The sequence below is a fragment of the Elusimicrobiota bacterium genome (assembly GCA_041658405.1).
In the GTDB taxonomy this organism is placed as follows: domain Bacteria; phylum Elusimicrobiota; class UBA5214; order JBBAAG01; family JBBAAG01; genus JBBAAG01.
This window is the reverse complement of the sequence record JBBAAG010000055.1, coordinates 1-21,527: the sequence shown is the minus strand read 5'-3', so window position 1 is coordinate 21,527 and position 21,527 is coordinate 1. Positions and strand designations below refer to the sequence as shown.

Here is a 21,527-nt window from a genome sequence, read left to right as displayed (position 1 = left end):
ATTTACGCGCAGCACGCGTTATGCGGCATGCCGCATGGAAACTTAAGTCTAAAGGAGGGGCTTTACAAGAGTTAAAAGAAGTTGCTATATTGTCTGAGTGAGGTCAAACTCGCTGAAAAACTCCGGTCATAAACATTTATTATTTCTTCTTCTATCCGTTTTCTTGCAGCATCGCGACAAGAAGAACATGTTCCCTGACTAATTTCTTGAACTTTGTAAAATATTGAATCTTTCCGTTTCACTTTAGAAGTTTTAGTATCTTCCTTTAAAACTCTTTTGCAACTTTCACACAAAACAACATTGCCAGCTTTTACTTCAATTATTTCTTCCTGCTTTGCTTGCTCTAATCCTTGCTTTGCCTGCTGACAATCGGAATCTATTTTCAATACTTTTTCGAAACTATCAATTGAAGAATCTATTTCTCCTTTTTGCAAATATTCTTGTGCAAGAATTAATGAATTGGTAATTTCGTCTATCTTATTTATTTCATTTTTAACTTTGTCTAATCTAGTGTCCGCAGGATATTTTGTTAAAAACAGTTGATATTCAACTTTGGATTGTGGATAATTTTTAATTTTATATAAATAAATATTTGCTATGGTAAGCTGTGCGTCACTACTAAATTCACTGGCGGAGTATTTTTCAATAATTTTCTTATATTCTACGATTGATTCTTGATATTTATTCTCATTCTTTAACTTTTCTGCTTCATTAAAATGATACTTAACACCACAACCAGTAACGACTACTAAAAGTATAAAATAAATTAACTGGCCATAAACTTTTCTAATCATTGTTATTTACCTCCAGATTTTATAGTTTTCAATGTTCTGCATAAAAGCTCCACGACCTGTCTTTTATGATCGTCTGTAATTAACCACTTTATTTACCATGATTAAAATTTATAAGATACAAATGTCGTACTTATCGTATTATCTGCGATATTTAAAACTAATTGGGGCATATGAAATCTATAGTCTATTTTGTCATTTTCTTTGTCTAGATGTAACATGCTAGTCTGTTGTATCTCTTTGGCTGATACACCCGAAATGAAACCACTAACAACTCCAGCCACCGTCAAAATCAGAAAATTTCCTTCTTTTGTACTATATGTAGTAAAATCATCCTTAACTGGAGGAGCAAAATAGGCTAACGTTCCTAATACGACACCCGAAATTAGACCAGACAAGGTATATTTATATATAGCTTCTTCTCTAGTTGTTGGCTGAGAACCTAAGATGCCGAAAGTCTTACCTACTGAAGAACAATAATAAACATACCTTTTAGTCTTTATATATTGAGAATCATATTTCAACGCTTTATTTTCATTGTTTGATGATGTAACAGCTGTATCATTTACGTTAGTCGCTTTTCCAAGATCTGCAACGACCTTTAAAATCTCGCCGTGCTTTAGTTCCACAGGTTTTGTAAATTCACCATACCCGTTTCTAACAACTCTTATATTATGTATACCTAAAGGAATATCAGTTATTATGCAAGGTGTAGTAGCACGGTACTGGTCATCGATATATACTTTAGCATCTTTTGGTGTTGAGGTTACAGAAATCCCAGCAATAGATTTTTCTTCTCCATGATTAACAGATACTATTGTACGTTTATCAAACTCGAGGGTAGAAGTGATACATACAGTCTTTCCACCTTTAACTTCAGTAGTTTCTGTGTATTCTTTGTAATCGTTTAGCAACACTTTAACTGTATGAACTCCCGCAGAGATGTCTGGTATTTTGCGTGGGGTATCCGCGTAGTACTTGTTATCGATATACACTTTCGCACCGTTTGGTGTAGACTCTACATACACCGCGCCGGGCTTTTCTCTCAACTGAAGAACCACCTCGTTTTCGCTGTTAAACACAACACTAACCCGTTGTTCCTGCGGAAAGTATTCTACGCCGTACTCCGCTTTGACAGTATGCTCGCCAAGCGCTAATTTTTTAATCCTCAACCCCATCGGCGTTGCCGTACCGACATACACCCCGTCGCACCACACCTGCGCGCCGAGCGGGATGGTCTTAACAACCACCAATCCCATCTGCTGGCTAAGTTCTACGTTTACTTCCTCTGTTTTCCCAATGATAACATTAACCTTCTCCTGTTGTGAAACATACTTGTCTTTGGATATAATTACCTGCCGTGTCCCTGCAGGAACTTTAGGAACTGTAATTGGTGTTTTCCCAATGGGTTCGCCGTCAATAACAACATCGGCACCCGGCGGGTTGCTAACGATTTTAATGCTTCCGTAGCCCACAGTGTCCTCTATCCCGGGAGTTTTGGCAGTATCGACTGCTTTGTTACCCAGAAGTTTGTTCGCTATTCGTGCAGAAAGTTCTTCAATTTTGTCAGGCATAACTTCTAAACTTTGTGTGTCTATACGTTCAGAAACGTCGATTGCTGCGGTTTCTACGTCGTTAACGTCTATGTTTAAAAAATACTTAGTACCGAGCTTGCTTAACCGTCCGGTAATAATCTTTTTTACTTGTAATAACCTGCCCATCTTGACTGCACATTCGCGGTCAGTACACCCACTAAAGTTTTGGAAATTTTGTTCATTTAATATTTTTTGCATATTCCCGCGGTCTACCACAACAAAAAGATTAGTTTTGCCTAGCGAGTATCTTATTTGGTCAGCAATAGATGCAGGTTCTGTCTCTGATACGTTTGTACCAGAAAATTCAGTTACTGCTATATTTAACTTTTCTTCCGCCAAAAGTACATTTGTGAAAAACAATAAGACTAATGGCAGAAAACTGATTCTTTTATTCATGACTAAAACATTATATAACATTTCGATGTTGTTTTTTGACCCTCGTGTTTAACCATCACACTATTTATTTCAACCTTAAAAACACTAAAATCTGTCCGAAAACTACCCGCTTCTTATTACTTTTTCACCACACCATACAACCACTTTCACGACAATAAACGCCCTATAGTCATGCCTCTTTTACCATACCCACATTTTCTTACACTCGCTCTTTTGACATAGTAACCAAAAGGCATTGATACCAGTGTTAACTTTAATACCGTTTCTTTAGATACGATAGCACCGATTTACAGTCCCGGCATTTATTTACTGGTTCCATAAACTCTTCAGGTGATACCGTTATATATCTATCCGGTGTTCTAAGTATCGCTCTCCACGCCTCTGTAATATTTTTGCCTTTCAGTTTCGGACTTGTGACTGTCTCCAATAAATCTTTGTTCTCAGTCGGTATAACATGCACATGCCGATAATCAGAACATTTATGGTCTCTGTTCTTTGTCATCAACCCTGCCAGTAAGGTCTGTCGCATCATCTGATAAAACGGTTCATAATACAAACCCTCTGCTTCCACCTGTTTAAACGGTGAATCTTCGGCTTGAATCAGTTTGTCGTATATCTGATACCGTTCCTTTATATATTTATTTTCCACCGGGTATTTCTCTGTATATTTCCATTCAATAAAAAACATCACTTTCGTATTATCAAAACGCTGCCCGATCATAACAGCATCAATTGACGTACAATTTGCTCCAGGTGTCCAGGATTTTTCTTTCAAGTAGTTTTTCTCACCGATAAATTCAAACTCTACATAGCCCGTGTCTACAGTGCGCGCACACAAAATATTTTTATCAAGAGCTTTCAATACTTCGGTTGCTACATCTTTTCTCTGACGCATAAAAAATAAGTGATTCAAACACGCGACTTGTGACGAAAGCAAGTGTCCCGATGGTTCATTAAAATTACCAGGCCAGAAAGGTATCTTGTTCGTCTTGAAATACTCTTTTACATCCTGCCGTATGCCTTCCCAAAGATTAGATTCCGGTTCCCTTAAAACAAAATCCCGGGCTTTACCTTTAAAAACGCCCTGCCCCGAATCCTTAAATACTGAATCCCGGGTCTTAACAGCTTTTGTCCGTTGTTGTTCTCTGTAACTCATGCGACCTCCTCATTTTATTAGGGAGTCATACAGCAAGTTCCCTGATTTGATACCACTGATTATATGATTTCTCTCAGCAATTATCAAGACACTCATTAACTACCCCAATATTTAATACTCCGACGCTATCCTCTGTTCAACTATTACACACTACCTCTAGAATCAACTGTGGCATTGTTTTGGCTTGATTTGGTTAGCGTGCCAGTCCAATCCACCCTGACCTTCACTGTACCAACCATACCCACCTTGAATCATCTTGGATTTGTTTTCCTATCCTTTTACCAAGATACAGCCACTTCCCCGATCCTTCTACACTATCAAACTCTACTACCCTTCACACTTCTACCACCGGAACCTACCAAACTCTTACCCTACTTTCATCGTCTCTAAAAACAAACACAAACACTCAACAACCACACCGCCTAACCCATTTGTTTCACGTCTATCCCCAACACATACTAACATATACATCCGCCCAGCTCTCTTTATCCACACCGACACGCTACCACACTTCTTATCAATATTCTACGCCGATATTTTCTTATACTTTTCTGCCACACTTTGTCTTGCGTTTCTCCTCTAAACCTCAATTTTCACTTCATTCAATCCTATAATTTCAGGGCTTTCTATCCTTCTTCCCTTCAACTCCACAATTAAACTACCAATCCGATTCCGCTCAGGCTTTATCGCCCCAGCACAATACCGTTTCCAGTACTGTTCCTTATTCTTAACTTTATACCCAGTGCCAATACCAGTACAAATCCGACGCCAGTAACATTACCACTGCTATTACTGGTCCCGCCCTGAACCTAAACTACTGTCATCTTTTAGTTCAGGGGGCAAGGGGGGCTATGGGGGGTTAGGGGGTGTTCTGTTCTGGAGTGTTAGAAGAAAGAAGTTGCTGTTATGATTGCCGTGACTGTGGAGTTATTAGTACCGTGCCTGATTTCCGGACGCAAACGACGCCCGCTTTTTTCACATTATCCACCCCGGGGACACATTTTTTTAATCATTAACTCCGACGATACCATAAAACCTATACAACTAAAACACCCCTGAACACCTTCTTTATCCTTGGCTTTGTTGAATATATCCGTGATCCGTTGACAATAGTTTTTTTCTAATCTTCCTTTTTTAATAATATACGCCCCGTGGGTTGACATTTATACACCGCTTGAGATCCTTGACACAGCTACAATACCATTTCAACTCGTAAACTATCATTTTTTATAGTTTGGGGTATATTTAGACGACAAAACACTATAAATTCTTGCCAAAATCTTGCCACTTTTAGCACAGAACTATACATCACCATACATAATGATACACACACAAATTTCTTTTTCTGTATACAGGGAATTTATTTACCGACGAGGTTATAGATTTTTACCGTTAGACGATGCTCTCCCAACTGAGCTACACCCCCATCTTGTAAGGTATATATCATTATACTTTTTTAGGGTGTTGTGTAAAGAAAAATTCACTTTTTGTATATCTTCATATTTTCTATGATTATATTCTTTGCATCCACCAAATTCTTTGCCCTGAAATCCGGTTTTAATTCCCGATTATACTCATAATCAATCAGTATTGTCCTGCACCCGGCGTTTCTTCCGGCATCAATGTCTCTCCATAGGTCACCTATGAAAAACGATTCTTTTATATCAATGTCCCACTTCTTCGCAGCTGATAAAATCATGCCAGGTTCAGGTTTTCGGCATCCGCACTTATCCTTATCATCATGCGGGCAAACGATTACTTCATCAATCCCGCAGTTGAGCTTAAGGTACTCATTCATTTTGTTGAGTTCATCCCATGTCATTATTTTACGGGTGATATCCGGCTGGTTAGTAACAACCAGTGTGACAAACCCCAGTGATTTTAGCTCTGACACAACACTCTTCGCACTGTCAATAATACAAAAATCCTCAATCCTTTTAGGCGACTGAGGGTTTCCGTTTCTTATAATAGCTTTATTCAACACACCGTCACGGTCAAAAAACACAGCTTTTTTGCTCATAGATTAATCTCCTTATTTCATAGTCCTCATCTTTTGGATAACACCAGACATACCATCTGTTTCTTCAATATTTCGCATAATAATAAATCCCTGGCCATACAGGTCCGTACGCTTGGTTATCTGCGCAGCTTCATTCTTGAACCCGAAATTGAGTAATGCTTTGTATAAAACCCATTCCGCAAAACCTTCAGTGAGAACCAACCTTTGATCTTTGGGACAGTTCGCGTACTGCCACGCATGCGCGTACTCATGCGCAAGTACGCCAACCGCTAGTGCCTGTGGCAGGTTCTCAAGAAGGTATATTTTGTACTTCCTGCCTTTCTTCTGGAATAAACCCAGGAGGTCGGCTTTATCACCGGACTCCACACCGTTGCCTATAGTGCCCATCTTGTTTTTATCAACGAGTTCTACTTTGGGGAGATGGTCTACGTATAAACCCAGGGTTACACGGATATATTTACTTGTCCGCGCCAGTAGTTGATCTACTTTGATACTATCCTTCACGGCAGTACGGTTGCATATTTCACAGATAAGCCTGTCATCGGGTAATAATAAATATGTTTTTCCTACCGGATTCCCGCAGACATCGCATTTATTATTACTTTTATGGCATTTGATACAGTACGACTTCCCGCTGTTGTCGTATGTCCACCAGCGTGTAACCAGCGCGATACCGCAGGACGCGCATTTTTCGGTTTTTTGATAACACTTTTCACAGACCGGGTTGTCTTCAACAACATATCCATTATCAAACAAATTACCGCAGAGCCGGCATTTTTGTTTATGCTGATAACATTCATCGCAATACTTCTCACCGGATTCTACAACCCAGTATTTTCCGGTAATAATATTTGCGCAGGACATACATCGCGGTAAATTGTTAAAACATGCCGGGCAGGTGGTTCTCCCGTCTTTTAGATTGAAGTACTGGCCATAGATAATTTTGCCGCATAGATTACAATTAATTTCAGCGGCTGCATATAAAGTGCAGGTAAAAAAAATCAGGGCTAATATAACTACCGGTATTTTATTGAATTTCATAATGTTTATTGTAATAATTATGTTTGAATAATACAAATTTCAATATATTTGTTATTATACCTATCGTAGAAGGGAAATTATTATGACAGCTATACAGACGATTGATTTAACCAAAAAGTTTAAGGGCCGTACTGCTGTGGATACGCTTAATCTTACAATAAAAAAAGGCGAACTTTTTGCCTTACTTGGCCTAAACGGTGCGGGGAAAACTACGACTATCAAGATGCTATGCTGCTTATTATCTCCCACCAGCGGAACCGCTGTGTTATTAGGCGATAGTATTGTTGAACAAGCAGTAGCGGTGAAACAAAAAATTAATTTATCCCCGCAGGAAACTGCGGTTGCGCCCGGCCTTTCAGTTAAGGAAAACCTGGAATTGATCGCAAGAATATATGGGCTGGGGAAAAAAGCTGCACGGTTAAAAACTGAAGAAACAATGCAGGCATTTGGATTATCCGCCCGCGCTAAGGATAAGGCAAAAACTTTATCCGGTGGCCTGCAGCGGAGGTTGAGTATCGCAATGGCGCTGATCTCAAACCCGGAGATAATCTTTCTTGATGAACCAACCCTTGGGCTGGATATTGTCGCACGGCGTGAGTTATGGAAGGTAATGAATGATCTAAAAGGTAAGATAACGATGGTACTGACAACGCATTATCTTGAGGAAGCAGTTGCGTTATCGGATAGAATCGGTATTATGCATAACGGTAAACTTAAAGCACTGGGTACTGCGGAGGAGTTAAAACAACAAACCGGGAAAGCGTCATTTGAAGACGCGTTTCTCGCAGTGACGGAAGCGGGGGTAGTGTAATGAGATTCACAGCTTTCGCTTCACGCAACTACAAGGAATTACTTAGAGATCCGCTGAGTTTGATTTTCTGTATAATCTTTCCTTTATTTTTATTGGTTATGGTAGCGATACTCAATAAACGTATGCCGCCGGTTGAAATATTTAAGATCGAAAACTTTGCTCCGGGGACTGTTGTATTCGGGTTTTCGTTCTTAACACTATTTTCGGGGATGCTGATAGGGAAGGATAGAAGTACGTCGTTCTTAACACGCTTATTTGCGTCACCGCTTACGGCAACGGATTATATTCTGGGGTATTCACTTCCTTTATTACCCATAGCATTACTGCAAAGTACAGTTTTTTTTGTTACCGCGTTTTTTTTGGAATTACCCGTTACGATAAATGTATTACTGACTCTTATAGTCCTTATTCCCGCAGCCGTGCTGTTCATAGGTTTTGGGTTATTGTTTGGCAGTATCTTTACTGATAAACAAGTGGGCGGGATTTTTTCTATATTTGTCTGGATAGTAACTTTATTAAGTGGTATGTGGCTACCTTTGGATATGGTAGGGGGGACAATAAAAAAAGTTGCCTATGCTTTACCGTTTACTCATGCAATCGCAGCGGCAAAAGCTGCGCTCCTGGGCGATTTTTCGGTGATATTACCACATCTTTTATGGGTTAGCGGGTACGCAGTAATTGTTTTTATTTTAGGCGTATTGGCTTTTAAAAACCAAATGAAGGGTTAGCCTTTATTTATTGAGTTGAGTTCTGAATACAAACTCGCTGTTCCCATGGCCGTAACAGCGGATTGAGTTTATAAGTGTAAACCCGTCTCTATGGAAGAATGATACTACGTCGTCAAACCGTGCTACTTCAAACGGGTACCCGCCAACCCAGTCAATAACGTCATGCCAGGGTGACATCCCGCGGTTTTTTTCGTAGGTTTTCCATGTGCTCCCGGGTTGGAGTTTGAGTAAGTCTTTTATGAATGTAGGGTACCAGAGACGGATAAATGCAAGGTATAGGATGAGTGTTTTCAATAATTTGGTTGGCGCGGTGTTATACCAACGCTTAATGGTTTTCCATACTACGCTTTGCCAGCCTTGGTCGTTGTATAACGCTATAAAGATGGTACTATCCCCGGTGGCAGCCAGGTTTTTTGTATTCCTCAACGTCTGCCACATATTACCAGTATGATGAAGCACACCCCAGGAGTAGACTATGTTGTAGGTACCAAGTTTTGAGAGGTATGCTGTATCCAGAATATCGCCATGTTCAACCGTCCAGCCTGTATCTTCCGGGTAGTATAAGGATTTAATTTTTGCGGTAGTTTCTACGCTGTTAGGGTCGTAGTCAAACGAATGGATTTTCTTAGCGCCTAACCGTTTCGCTGCTAATGAAAATAGTCCGCTGCCGGAACCTATATCGATAAACGTTTTACCTTCCAGCGTGTCTGTCTTCAACATTGACTTCAGGGAATTAACGGCTTCCCCGATTTTTTTGTCGTCAATTGTTGTGGAATAACTACCCCAGTTTTTGCCAAATCCAAACCTTGTGGTATCCATTGATATGGTTTTACTTAATAACCGCGAGCTTGCCGGCTACTTTATTACTCAACGGATCGGTGATTAGATATACGTATACACCTGTTGCTACGGGTTCACCTGCGGAATTTGTTAGGTCCCAGGTTTCTATATCGTCATAGTCGTAGTTAAAGAGTTCTCTTACGAGTTCACCGTTGATATTATAAAGTTTTATTACCGCGTCTTTTGTTATCCTTGAGAATGCAATTGCCTGTGTCCCGGTCGTCGGGTTGGGGTATACACGCACACTCGCAAGGGTTGTGGGGATCGCCCGGCCAAGTAATGCAAAGACAGAACAATGGGGGATAGATAACGTAACAATTTTGTAGGTTGTGTTGATAAGCGGTAAACTTAATCCTGTTTCCCAGCGGGTGGAGTTAAGCGTGTATATGTTTAACGTATTAACATTGATATTCCCGGTATCCGTAGCGTTATCATTATTATTATCGTCATACGGGATGGATAACAGCATTGATAGTAAATAATCGTTTGAGGTTAATCTTTGGCTGTAGCGGTTATATCCGTTGATCTCAACTAAACCATTCTTTATGAGGTTTAAACTCAACGTTTTTCTCGCGTAGGTATTAGCCTCCGCGATATCCGTTACATTAGCGTACTCCGGTGCGGTTAGAGACAGTATGTTAAACGTAAAATACGCGTCTGTACTCAATGTTCCGGAGGGGATGTATAACCTTAATTTACTGTCATATCCGGAAACTACGGTGTTATGCTTTGTATGGTCAAGGAGTACCATAAAATTATCATCAATGATTGATGCTATTCGCCCGTCGGGCATTGTGACCGCAATTTTGTATTTTGCAGCAGTTACTCCCGCGAGGTCAATTATACAGGTGAATGAGCTTACATTCGTTCTTGTTATGGATAACGGTGTGATAACATTATTCCCGTTAGTTAGAGTTAATACTGGAACTGTGTTGAAGCCCGACCCGGAGAATGTTATTGCCACAGTACCGGTATTTACTGCATAAGTAAGGCTTGCTGTAGAAATAGTTACTGTAGTTGACGTGTCAACCGATAACTTAAAGTTAATATTATCAATAAACAGTCCGGTAGTAAGGGTTACGGTGTACTGCGTATCCGTGGTATAACCTTCTTTCCCGGCGGTAATTGTATAACTCCCGGGGGTTAGCGCATAAATAAAACTGCCGTCATTTGCAGTTACTAAATTATACGCGTACTGGCTGCCGGTTATTGTAACACTCGCTCCGGTAACCGCTGTGGTGTTATCTGTTTCTGTAACTTTTCCGGAAATAGTTGCCGAGGTTATTGTTATCTCGGTAGCAACAAATTTTACGGCATCCGCTATGACATAAGTACCGGATGAAAAGTTGTTGGATAACGATACCCGTGCAGTGATGCCTGTGGTGAATGAAAAAGTTCCTAACGGCATCCATTCGCCATTATTTAGTGTTTGGTTAACCATAAACATTGTAGTACCGGTTGCGTGGGTAACCGTATATTTTGCATCAGTTGAACGTGTTCCCGCGGAGGTCCACATTGCGTATACTGTGTAACTACCGTCAACGGGTATGGCTGTGCGCCATTCAAATGTCTGGCCCGCAGGTGTGTTTGTGGTGTACTTATAACCAGACCCGTAATAACCGTTAGCTGTAGTGCTGTTACTCCAATCACCTATGGCGGTAACTTTTGTGGTTTCCGCGTCGTCTAGAATAATATCGTTGGTGGTTACCGGTAATAAAAAGTTATACCCGGTAATCATAATACCTGTTTCCACTGCGATCGGGGTTGATGTTTTGGTTTGGTACCCGATCTTACTCGCGCGGAGAATGTAAGTGTTGGTTGGGAGGTCAATTTCGTAATTACCGTTAGAGTCAGTATTGACAGAGTTTATGACGGTACTGTTCTCCAGAGCTTCAACCAGTGCATCAGCGATTGAATGGCTTGTGCTTACTACTTTACCGCTTATACGCCCTCTTGATACAACTGGAGGATATATCGCTTGTTCTACTGACCATGGGCTCGCAATTTTTACGGTATCAATTGTCTGTACTGCCCAGTAGTAGGTAGTGTTTTGGAGGACACTAAACGTTAAGGTATTAACCGTATTTTGCCCTTGCGGGATTAACCGTTTACCATTGCGTACCGAAGATAGTAGGTTGCATCCCCCGGGGAATGTGCCAATACGAACGTTATAAATTAATGCTGCTTGCGGGGTCTCCACATCACTTCCTGTTCCCCATGTAAGAGATATCGCGCCGTTGCTATAAACCCCTTTGAAACTGCTTGACGGGGGTACCGGTACGGTATTGTTTTTTATTGTGTAAAGGTTGGAGATAAGAACCTTAGCTTTATTATTTTGAGTAGTAAAACAGTCCAGGGTGTTGTCATTATTAAAATCCGCGGTTTCTATTTCATAACTATTCTTTGCGGAAAGGTCGGTGAACGCATAAAAACTGTCGTTTCCAAGGTTGACATAAATCCGGTCTTTCGCGGTATTATTAGCTAGAACAATATCCGCAAGGCCGTCATTATTAAAATCACCGCAGGAAAGCGAGGATACAACATCAGTGAGCCCCGAGGACCACATTTGCGTAAAACTCATTGCGCCATTATTGCGGTACGCACGGGTAGAAGAATTATAAAACCCGCCGATAATATCCATATCACCGTCGTTATCAAGGTCCGCGATATCAAGCCCGCCGTAGTTCGCTGCCGGGTTTGCCTGCCAGGAGAGCGTAAATTTGTTATTCCCCGTGTTTTTGTATACCGCGAGATACGGTGTGCGGGAAGATACCACCGCAAAATCAATGTACCCGTCATTATCAAAGTCGTTACACGCAAACCTGTATGACCTCAGGGTTTCTGTTGAGGACCAGGTTAAGGTAAAAACATTATTCCCGGAGTTAAGGTACATTTTAAGTGAATCACGGTAGTTACCCACGATGAAGTCTAGTTTACCGTCATTATTGAAGTCTGCCCATGCGGAGCATCGTACGGGATCGGAATCTGTGGATGCCCAGGATTGTGTAAAACTATGGTTTCCTGAATTACGGTATACGCGTTTAGTTTCATCTTCATTTGCGGATAAAAGGTCCGGGTACCCGTCATTATTATAATCTCCCGCAGAGAGGGAGTATAGCCCGTAGGAGCTTGAAGTTTGTGTGGTCTGGCAGTCAAGGACAAACGCGCCGTTGGTGTTACGGTAAACAAAGACAGGGTCTTGGTAATTAGCAATTGCGATATCCATACTCCCGTCGTTATCATAATCCGCTATAGCTATAGCATAGGTACTATCACTTGCCGGTATAGCAGTATTTGCTTTACTATAAACCCAGGCGTAAGCCGAAACTTTTGAGGAGTACGCTGAAGGATTTTCTGCATCATCGTATGTGCGCAGCCAGATGTAGTATGTAGCAAATGGTACAAGAGCGGTTAGGTTGAGTATTTGATTAACCCCCGGCTTTGTAGTAGTTGGGATAAACAATACATAATTATCTGAAGATGCGGATATATTTGCTGATTTTGTGGTGTACGTTATCTCAAATTTGCTGTTAATTAAATCTCCTTTTATACCGTTATCCCCGGGTGCGGTCCAGGTAAGAAGGATTTGTTCGCGTGTCGATGCGGTAAGGTTTGTCACCGCGGAAGGAGACACCCCGTCGAAATTAGAGTATGCACTGGCAACTGTGGAGAATGCACTCCAGTTACGCGCATTATCCGCTATGCGTAACCACAAAAAGTATGTCGCTCCGGGAAGTAAACCGGTAACTGTATGTGTTTGCGTAGTACCCGCAAGAATTTCAAGCGGCCAGATTGTGGAATTCAAGGCAGTACTCCCGCCGTCAGCTGCGTTTGTGGAACTACGAATTTCCATCAACGCGTCATAAAGGTCACCGGTACTGCCGTCATCACCTGTTGCGGTCCAGTCAAGTGTTATCCCGCCAACCGCGTTTTCTGCAGGTGCGGCAGTTGAGATAACCACAGTCCCCGGTGCGGTGAAGTCGGTGGTAAGCTGCATTGTAAAATTAATATTCGCGGTTGTGGAAGACGGTATTACCATAACATTACTTTGGGTTTGCGGGTCATAAGGTGGATATGATGCACGGAGTGTCCATGTACCTCGCGGGGCAAGGATAGAGTATAAGCCATTTTCACCGGTTAAGGTTGAGGTAATCTCTGTATTAGTATCGGACATTACACGTATTTTTGCGCCGTTAAGAGGGGTAACACCGCCGGGTTGATAAACAATACCGGTGATATACCCGCCAAGGTTTGAGATATTTACATCATTTATATACCATCCAAGGTAACTGTTATAATTTGGATCTACGGTATCAAACCTGAATTTGATGAGTATCTTAGAATTTGCGTAAGCACTGAGGTCAAGGTCAACTTTATACCATGCGCTTTGCGTACCTGCGCTGTCATATACTTTATTCCAGGTTGTACCATAATCGGGGGAAACGAATACTTGGCGTTTATCCGCACCAGTCCGCCCATCGGTTTGTTCATAACTCCAGAAGGTTAACCTGCTTTGAGCTGTTACTATTCCATAAAACGGGGTGATAAGATCACCTGCGTTTTGTAATGCGTTATCATAATCCCCGGTATCGTCTTTACCGTACCAAAAAGTTGGTGCGGTTGAAACCGCTGAATGGTAGTATGTATTCCCAGAAAAAACTTCATGCCAAAAACCGTTAGCATAAAACCCTGTGCTTGGAGTTAGTGTGTAATTACGTGTCATCGTGGTATCCGGTACAATGGTTTGCGCGTCTAGTGTTACGACATCATACCCCGGGCCTTCCACGCGGAATGTGTAAGTTCCGGAAGTTAGGTTCAACGAATAGTATCCGTTTTCATTCGGTTGGATTTTGGTGGAGACAATATTGTTCTGTAAGAATTCTATATTGACATTATATATAGGTTTAAGTGTTCCGGTTTCAGTAACTTGTCCTGCTATTGTTCCCATTATTGCTTGGATACTATAATTCCGTACAATATTTTGGAATGATGATATTAAAACATTATTTTCCTGTACGCTGGAGAATCCATCCGCTGTGACTGTTACAGTATAGGCACCAGTACCTAATACTAGCGAATACGCGCCGTTGGCATCCGTTAATTTATTACCTTTTAAAACAGTGCCAAGCCATATTTGTACGGACGCACCGGAGACTGGTGTTGAACCGCCGGTTTTGGTGATTACTCCTTGGATTGAGCCGGTATCCGCCGTAATTTTCCAGGGCATCGGGGGAACTATAGCGATTTCGTTATACGGCCCGCCGGTGGCAACGAGGTCGTCGTAGTACGCACGGGATTTTAATGTGGAATGCGCAAAGATTGCGCTGCCACTGATACCCGCGGTGTTTCGTGCGAGAACGATTTCGTTGTTTACTTCCGAGAACGATGCATAGTCGGCTATCAACCCGGAGTATATATGGCGCCCATAGGAGTTCGCGCCAAAGTCTTCAACTAAAGTTTTGAAGTTCCACCCTCCGCCGGAGGTGTTGACTATTGGCCAGTAGATCATCGGGCATTCAAAATCAATGATACCTTTCGCCAGCCATTTACGTGAGTCCTGGTAATAATCACTGTATCCTTCGGATGAACCCCAGCCCCAGATATCTTTATAGATACCCCATACGGAAGCAGAAATTTTTTTGCCGGGTTTTATACCATTCGGGCCGGCAATACCGTTATATACGCGTTCTACAAAACCTGTTATTTGTTCACGCTGCCATTCTGCCCATGCGAGGTTATTGGGATTACCCCCGCCAACAGTATGGTCATTGAAACGTTGGGTACTGATGGTATCATGTGAGTACTGAGGGTTGGGGTAGCGGATATAGTCAAAATGTATGCCATCAACATTGTAGCTAGTTATTATATCGACTACCACGTTATAGAGATGGTCCTGTACGGCAGGTATCCCGGGGCTTACTGAAACATAACTACTGTTTAATGCTTGTTTTGTACCGTTGCTATCTACGCAGATCCAGTCCGGATGCGCGTTGTATATGTGTGTAGGTGTACAGGATGGAGGGGCGGAGGTGCCGCTCCATGCGGGGAATGTGTTTATCCATGCGTGGAGCTCAAGCCCGGCGGCATGCGCACGGGTGACAGCTTCCGCTAAAGGGTCCCACCCGGGATCTACACCCAGTGTACCGAGGTCGTCAGACCAGGGTTCATATTTTGAATTATAGAACGCATCCGCTGTACCGCGTACCTGAAACAACACGATATTAAAATTAGCATTTTTTGCCTGGGTGATTAAGGCCTGGATATCGGCTGCGTTTTTGTAGTCCCACCGGGTAATCCATAAACATCGCCCTTCGGTGAGTACTGCGCGGGCATTTAATGTAAAGGAAAAAATTAATATACAACTCAACAACAGGCATACAACGCGTTTCATAAGTTTTATTACAACCTCATTCAGTATTTAATTGAAATTATTGCCTTATTTTACTATATGCACTGTTTATAATACCAATAAATTATAATTCTAATAGTGCTTATGTTAGACCCTGTGTTACAATAAAAAGTTCCATTAATATTTGCGGAGATCAATATTCAGGTGTTATAATAAATATAGATTCAAGGGTATATACCTATTATCGGAAGGATGGTAATTAAACCTTATTATGAACCAAAAAAAGTTGGTATTCGCGTTGTACTTCGGTAACCGCGGGTTTTTCCCGGCAAGCCTTATTGCACAGGCACGGCGTGAACTTGTGCAGGTGTTAAAGAAAAACGGGTACGGATACATTATCCTTAATGAAAATGCTACACGGTACGGTGCTGTTGAAACTTCAAAAGAAGGTGAGGTGTACGCAAAGTTTTTGGACCGTAACCGCGGGAATTATGACGGTGTAATCCTCAGCCTGCCAAACTTCGGGGATGAAAACGGTGCGGTGGCTGCATTAAAAAATGCAGGGGTGCCGATACTTGTACAAGCATATCCAGATGAGTTAACCAAAATGTCACCGGATAAACGCAGGGATGCGTACTGCGGGAAGTTATCGGTTATGGATATGTTTGTGCAGTACGGGATTAAGTTCACAGCATTGCCGCCTCATACACTTGCACCTACGACCGCAGAATTTGCTGTGCAGGTGGACTACTTCGCACGGGTATGCCGCGTAGTGAATAAACTAAAAAATATGACCGTCGGAGCTATTGGCGCGAGAACAACAGCGTTTAAAACTGTGCGTATCGACGAGGTTGCGTTACAGAATAACGGTATTACAATGGAAACATACGATTTTTCTGAAGTTTTGTACCGCATACAGAAAGTTAATGAAAAAAGTGCAAGGTATAAAGGTGTTGCACTGAAACTCCGGAAGTATTCGGACTGGACTTCAGTACCGGAGGAAGCGTTCAGGAATATTGTTAAATTAGGTATTGCGGTTGAGGATATTATCAACGAAAATACACTTGATGCTGTAGCAGTACGTTGCTGGGTTGAAATGCAAAAAATGCTGGGTATCTCGCCTTGTGTGTATATGAGTATGCTGAACAATGCGGGTATCCCTGCAGCGTGTGAAGTGGATATCGGAAGCGCGGTTACAATGTACGCTCTGCAACAAGCGTCAGGGAATGTTTCCGCGTGCCTTGACTGGAACAATAATTATGGTGATAATCCGGATAAATGCATATTGTTCCATTGCGGGCCTATCCCCCAGGCGATGATGAAAGAGAAAGGCAAAGTTGTTGATCATGCGATACTCGCAAATGATAAAGAAGTTGGGCCGAACCGTTCCTTTGGGCCTAACCACGGGCGTATCGCAGCGGGTGAGTTTACTTTTGCAAGTATGCTGACTTCAAAAGGGAAACTAAGATTTTACGCGGGGGAAGGCGTGTTTACTGACGATAAAATACCGCCGGACTTTTTTGGCTGTGCAGGTGTAGCGGAGATACCGTCGTTACAAGATGTGTTGTTGTATATCGGCAAAAACGGGCACCGGCATCATGTCGCGATAACCACCGGCCATGTGCTTGATCCCGTGACGGAAGCGTTATCTAATTATCTTGGGTTTGATGTTGCTCTCCCGCAGAAAAAAGGGTAAATACAAAAATGTTTTTGGTGGTTGACCTCGGGACTACGAGTGTAAGAAGCAGTATTATAGATAAATTCGGGAAAACCTTGGCGTTTGAAGCGAGGGAATATCCTATTATACATCCAAAACCTGATTGGGCGGAACAGGATCCATTGGTATGGTGGAAAAATGTTGTTATAACAATGAAAGCTGTAACGGCAAAGGTTAAACAAAATAAATGTATTTCCGCTATAACAGTGACATCGCAGCGGGAAGGGCTTGTCCCGGTGGATGATAAATGCCGGTGTTTGAGTAACTGTATTATCTGGATGGATAAACGTACAGTATCTCAAGCTGAAGAAGTAAAGAAAGTTGCCGGTACAAATGCGGTGTTCAAACTTACCGGATTGAGGATAGACCCCTCATTTTCGTTATGTAAACTTTTATGGATAAAACATAATAAGCCGGAGTTATACCGTTCAGCGTACAAGTTTTTACAGGCGGAAGATTATATTATCGCAAAACTTACCGGCCGGTTTGTGACAGAACCGTCAATCGCATCACGGACTATGATGCTGGATATCCGTAAACGCGTATGGTCTCGTCAGATGTTTACAAAATTTGGGGTGGATACAAAAAAATTTCCTGAGATCCTTGAATCCGGGACGGTAGTTGGTGAAGTACTTCCAAGTATTGCGCGGGAAGTAGGGTTGGAAGGTGTAACAAAAGTTATTACCGGCGGAGGTGACCAGCAATGCGCAGCCGTGGGTGTTGGCGCAGTGAAGGAAGGGATCGTTAGCGTTAGTATTGGAACATCATCGGTGTTAAGTATGACACTCAACCACCCGGTGCTCGATCCCGGGAGAAAGATGTTATGCTGTTGCGCAGCGGTACCTGGGAAGTGGGAACTTGAACCGCCGATATGGACCACCGGGGTGTTACTACGATGGTGCAGGGATGTATTATATGAGAACACTAATTATGACGATATGGTATCTTCAGCGGTAAAAACCGGGATTGGTGCTGGTAAGTTGGTTGTATTACCATACTTCATGGGTGCCGGTGCGCCGTTGTGGAACCCTGACGCAAGAGGTGTGTTTATAGGGTTAACACTCGGGCATACACGTGAAAATATTGTCCGTGCAGTACTTGAATCTGTTGCGTATGAGATACGATCAAACCTTGAATATATGGAACACCTAGGGGTGAAGATCGGTACGGTAATACTCAGTGGCGGGGGTGCAAAAAGCCGTCTCTGGGCAAAGATAGTGGCGGATTGTATAGGTAAACGTATAGTACTAACCGCTTCTGCGGAGGCCGCTACGCTTGGCGCAGCGGTACTTGCGAGTACTTCAACAGGTACCTACCAGACGGTGTATGATGCGGTTAAACATATGGTACACCATAAAAGCATAGTTATTCCGGATAAACGTAATTATCGTGAATATACAAAGTATTATGGTGTATACAAAAATGCGTATGCCGGGTTAGAGAAAGTGTTTCATTTGATAGCAGGTATATGAGTATGGAAAAATGGTAAAAGGAGATTTATAGCAGTATGGCTGTGATATCAAAACCGCGGGAAGTTAAACGCATACTTCAATGGTTACGTAAACACAATGCGTGTATACCAGCTTTTGGGACGGAGAACGCGTTAACTACAGAATCTATAATCGTCGCGGCACACGAGACCGGGCGGAAGATGGGGATACCCAGAATACCCGTTATGCTAGCGTTTACCGGGCATTATCCTTCCCGTCAGCAGTTAGCAAATTATACGGTTACCAATAATGTGTGGGACGGGTTTTTGGCGGTACGCGATGATGTTTACCGTCTCGCCGGTAAAGGTGCAAAGTTTTATAGTACCGTTAATGTTATGGTACATTTTGACCATGGGCATCCCGAGCTTGACCATAAAGTGTTTGAAGCTGGTAAAAACTTTTTTTCGTCAGTGATGTATGACTGTTCGCATTTGAATTTAAAGACAAATATGGCACGGACTGCGGTGTTTGTAAAGAATAACCGCAATTATTACCTTGTTGAAGGCGTGGTGGATGAAATTTATGAATCCGGGACGGGAGCTGAAAAAAATGTATTCACCGATCCTGTTGCTGCTGAGAAATACGTGCATGCAACCGGGGTTGATCTTATTGTCGTGAACCTTGGGACGGAACACCGCGCGGCTGTAGCCGATATAAAATACGACCACGCGCGTGCACGAAGTATCAGCCGGCGGGTAGGGAAAATGTTGGTCCTGCACGGGACGTCAAGTTTACCTGAACAGAAACTCGCGCGGTTATCTGGCGATGGTATTATTAAAGTTAATATTTGGACGATGCTGGAGAAAACGGGTACTGCAGCAGTGGTGTTGGATAGTATCCATAATTTAGGGTGTGTCCTTCCACCGCAGGAGCTTAAGGCGCTTAAGGAAAAAAATGTTATCACAGAAAAGTTTTATCAACGCGTTACCCGGCAAAAAATGGACCTCAGGTATTTTACGTACCTGCATATGCGTAACGATTCATGGATACCGGCAGTCCAAAAAAAAATGGGTATGTTTTACTCGCGGTTCGGGTATCATAGGCTCGGGTAAATATTTTTTTGTTGACAGAAACAGTGTTTTGTGCTAATAATAACTACTGATAAGGAAGTAGTTGAAACATAGATGTAACCTTCTTACACAGTTATGTAAGAAGGTTTTTGTTTTTATACACAGTCAATAGACTATGCCGTCCATTCTACCAACGTGCGTGGTAAATCGAACAAAGAAGTCCTCTTGTATTTTAATACACACATGGGAATGGGAAATATGGTTAAAGAAAGGATTTTAGGATATATTAATTTATGAATACTGAAACTTTAGTAATAAACTCCGGGGATACTGCGTGGGTGTTGATATCCGCCGCGCTGGTGATGCTCATGACTCCGGCGTTAGGGTTTTTTTATGGAGGGATGGTAAGAAAAAAGAATTTGTTATCCACGATAATGCTTAGCATGGTTATCGCATCCGTTATAGGTATCCAATGGATTCTTTACGGATATAGTATTTCATTCGGGCCGGATAAAGGAGGTATTATCGGCGGGCTTGAATGGCTTGGATTAAATACTGTCGGGCAAAGCCCAAGCCCGGACTATGCATCTACAGTCCCGCACTTAGCTTTTATGATATTCCAGGCAATGTTTGCGGTAATAACCCCGGCATTGATCACTGGCGCGTTTGTTGAACGCGTAAACTTCTGCGGGTTTTTGGTATTCACTCTTTTATGGTCAACTATTGTATATGATCCTGTTGCGCACTGGGTTTGGGGTATCGGCGGATGGTTACGCGGATTTGGTGCATTAGATTTTGCAGGAGGGACAGTTGTGCATATTACCGCAGGAGTGTCAGCATTGGCAATGGCAATAGTTTTGGGTAAACGTAAAGGTTACGGAGATACTACGATTGAGCCAAACAATATTCCGTATGTAATCATTGGCGCGGCATTATTGTGGTTTGGATGGTTTGGTTTCAATGCAGGGAGTGCATTGACTGCCGGAGGCCTGGCATCCAACGCATTTGTTACTACAAATACTTCAGCCGCTGCTGCAGGGCTCACCTGGCTGATTATAAGCTGGACATACCGCCGTCCGAGTGTCCTGGGGTTTGTTACCGGTGTGGTGGTTGGTTTAGTAGCTATAACCCCGGGGTCTGGGTATGTCACTCCTGTCGCAGCGATATTTATTGGCGTGGTTTCCGCTGTAATTTCATACTTCGCAATATTGTTGAGGATGAAAACCGGAATTGACGATTCATTAGATGTCTTCGCATGCCACGGGCTTGGGGGTATCTGGGGTGCATTAGCAACCGGGGTTTTTTCAAGTAAAGCCATAAATCCCGGAGGTTCAAACGGATGGTTATATGGTAATGCTGGACAGTTTGGCATACAAGCGGTGACTGTCATTGTAGTTGCTGTGTATGCATTTGTACTGACATGGTTACTTGCAAAAATTATTGATGCAATGTTCGGCCTCCGCGTGAAACGCGTGGAGGAAGATATCGGGCTTGACGTGTCGCAGCACGCGGAGAATGCGTACGGGTCGTTTTAACTAAGTAAATGGGGAATTGGTAAAATTGAGGATTAACAAAAGTATATG

At 42.4% G+C, this 21,527-nt stretch carries 13 protein-coding genes; 6 read left to right on the top strand and 7 right to left on the bottom strand.

Annotation, left to right across the window (positions count from 1 at the left end):
• Positions 1-71: 71 nt before the first annotated feature.
• The 5 genes from WC955_09465 to WC955_09445 form a co-directional block, all read right to left on the bottom strand.
• A complete protein-coding gene (locus tag WC955_09465) occupies positions 72-794 on the bottom strand; it encodes a hypothetical protein (GenBank protein MFA5859283.1) in 723 nt (240 codons plus the stop codon).
• Positions 795-895: 101 nt separating this feature from the next.
• Positions 896-2,782, bottom strand: a complete 1,887-nt coding sequence (locus WC955_09460) for a PEGA domain-containing protein (protein ID MFA5859282.1) — start codon at positions 2,780-2,782, stop codon at positions 896-898.
• Between the two features lie 253 nt (positions 2,783-3,035).
• Positions 3,036-3,938, bottom strand: a complete 903-nt coding sequence (locus tag WC955_09455; protein MFA5859281.1) for a hypothetical protein — start codon at positions 3,936-3,938, stop codon at positions 3,036-3,038.
• A 1,480-nt stretch (positions 3,939-5,418) separates the two neighbouring features.
• Positions 5,419-5,958 (bottom strand): HAD-IIIA family hydrolase, encoded by a 540-nt coding sequence (locus tag WC955_09450; GenBank protein ID MFA5859280.1) that lies wholly within the window; start codon positions 5,956-5,958, stop codon positions 5,419-5,421.
• A gap of 12 nt (positions 5,959-5,970) precedes the next feature.
• Complete coding sequence (locus tag WC955_09445; GenBank protein MFA5859279.1) at positions 5,971-6,999, bottom strand: LIM domain-containing protein; 1,029 nt, start codon at positions 6,997-6,999, stop codon at positions 5,971-5,973.
• 82 nt (positions 7,000-7,081) lie between these two features.
• Between WC955_09445 and WC955_09440 the strand changes: the two genes are divergently transcribed.
• Positions 7,082-7,810: an ABC transporter ATP-binding protein gene (locus WC955_09440; protein ID MFA5859278.1), complete on the top strand. Its 729-nt coding sequence runs from the start codon at positions 7,082-7,084 to the stop codon at positions 7,808-7,810.
• The gene (locus tag WC955_09435; protein MFA5859277.1) at positions 7,810-8,538 is read left to right on the top strand and encodes an ABC transporter permease; all 729 of its coding nucleotides are present in this window, start codon (positions 7,810-7,812) and stop codon (positions 8,536-8,538) included. Before WC955_09440 ends, WC955_09435 begins: the two co-directional genes overlap by 1 nt.
• A 3-nt stretch (positions 8,539-8,541) precedes the next feature.
• Here the strand turns inward: WC955_09435 and WC955_09430 are convergent, their stop codons facing one another.
• Together WC955_09430 and WC955_09425 are read right to left on the bottom strand one after the other, a co-directional pair.
• Positions 8,542-9,357, bottom strand: coding sequence for a class I SAM-dependent methyltransferase (locus tag WC955_09430; protein MFA5859276.1), 816 nt, complete (start codon positions 9,355-9,357; stop codon positions 8,542-8,544).
• 10 nt (positions 9,358-9,367) lie between these two features.
• Positions 9,368-15,769: a carboxypeptidase regulatory-like domain-containing protein gene (locus WC955_09425; protein ID MFA5859275.1), complete on the bottom strand. Its 6,402-nt coding sequence runs from the start codon at positions 15,767-15,769 to the stop codon at positions 9,368-9,370.
• Positions 15,770-15,998: 229 nt separating this feature from the next.
• Between WC955_09425 and WC955_09420 the strand changes: the two genes are divergently transcribed.
• The 4 genes from WC955_09420 to WC955_09405 all read left to right on the top strand — a co-directional run bounded on the left by WC955_09420 (position 15,999) and on the right by WC955_09405 (position 21,479).
• Positions 15,999-17,423 carry a hypothetical protein gene (locus tag WC955_09420; protein MFA5859274.1) on the top strand — a complete coding sequence of 475 codons (1,425 nt, stop codon included), beginning with the start codon at positions 15,999-16,001 and terminating at the stop codon, positions 17,421-17,423.
• A gap of 8 nt (positions 17,424-17,431) precedes the next feature.
• Positions 17,432-18,916: a xylulokinase gene (gene xylB / locus WC955_09415; GenBank protein MFA5859273.1), complete on the top strand. Its 1,485-nt coding sequence runs from the start codon at positions 17,432-17,434 to the stop codon at positions 18,914-18,916.
• Between the two features lie 35 nt (positions 18,917-18,951).
• Positions 18,952-19,986, top strand: a complete 1,035-nt coding sequence (locus WC955_09410; protein ID MFA5859272.1) for a class II fructose-bisphosphate aldolase — start codon at positions 18,952-18,954, stop codon at positions 19,984-19,986.
• A gap of 251 nt (positions 19,987-20,237) precedes the next feature.
• Entirely contained in the window at positions 20,238-21,479 is a 1,242-nt protein-coding gene (locus tag WC955_09405) for an ammonium transporter (protein ID MFA5859271.1), read from the top strand.
• The last annotated feature ends 48 nt before the right edge of the window (positions 21,480-21,527 follow it).

Coding starts and splice junctions, on each gene's coding strand:
- WC955_09465 (MFA5859283.1), bottom strand. CDS start 794: ATGATTAGAAAAGTTTATGGCCAGTTAATTTATTTTATACTTTTAGTA.
- WC955_09425 (MFA5859275.1), bottom strand. CDS start 15,769: ATGAAACGCGTTGTATGCCTGTTGTTGAGTTGTATATTAATTTTTTCC.
- WC955_09445 (MFA5859279.1), bottom strand. CDS start 6,999: ATGAAATTCAATAAAATACCGGTAGTTATATTAGCCCTGATTTTTTTT.
- WC955_09450 (MFA5859280.1), bottom strand. CDS start 5,958: ATGAGCAAAAAAGCTGTGTTTTTTGACCGTGACGGTGTGTTGAATAAA.
- WC955_09460 (MFA5859282.1), bottom strand. CDS start 2,782: ATGAATAAAAGAATCAGTTTTCTGCCATTAGTCTTATTGTTTTTCACA.
- WC955_09410 (MFA5859272.1), top strand. CDS start 18,952: ATGGCTGTGATATCAAAACCGCGGGAAGTTAAACGCATACTTCAATGG.
- xylB (MFA5859273.1), top strand. CDS start 17,432: ATGTTTTTGGTGGTTGACCTCGGGACTACGAGTGTAAGAAGCAGTATT.
- WC955_09455 (MFA5859281.1), bottom strand. CDS start 3,938: ATGAGTTACAGAGAACAACAACGGACAAAAGCTGTTAAGACCCGGGAT.
- WC955_09435 (MFA5859277.1), top strand. CDS start 7,810: ATGAGATTCACAGCTTTCGCTTCACGCAACTACAAGGAATTACTTAGA.
- WC955_09430 (MFA5859276.1), bottom strand. CDS start 9,357: ATGGATACCACAAGGTTTGGATTTGGCAAAAACTGGGGTAGTTATTCC.
- WC955_09440 (MFA5859278.1), top strand. CDS start 7,082: ATGACAGCTATACAGACGATTGATTTAACCAAAAAGTTTAAGGGCCGT.
- WC955_09405 (MFA5859271.1), top strand. CDS start 20,238: ATGAATACTGAAACTTTAGTAATAAACTCCGGGGATACTGCGTGGGTG.
- WC955_09420 (MFA5859274.1), top strand. CDS start 15,999: ATGAACCAAAAAAAGTTGGTATTCGCGTTGTACTTCGGTAACCGCGGG.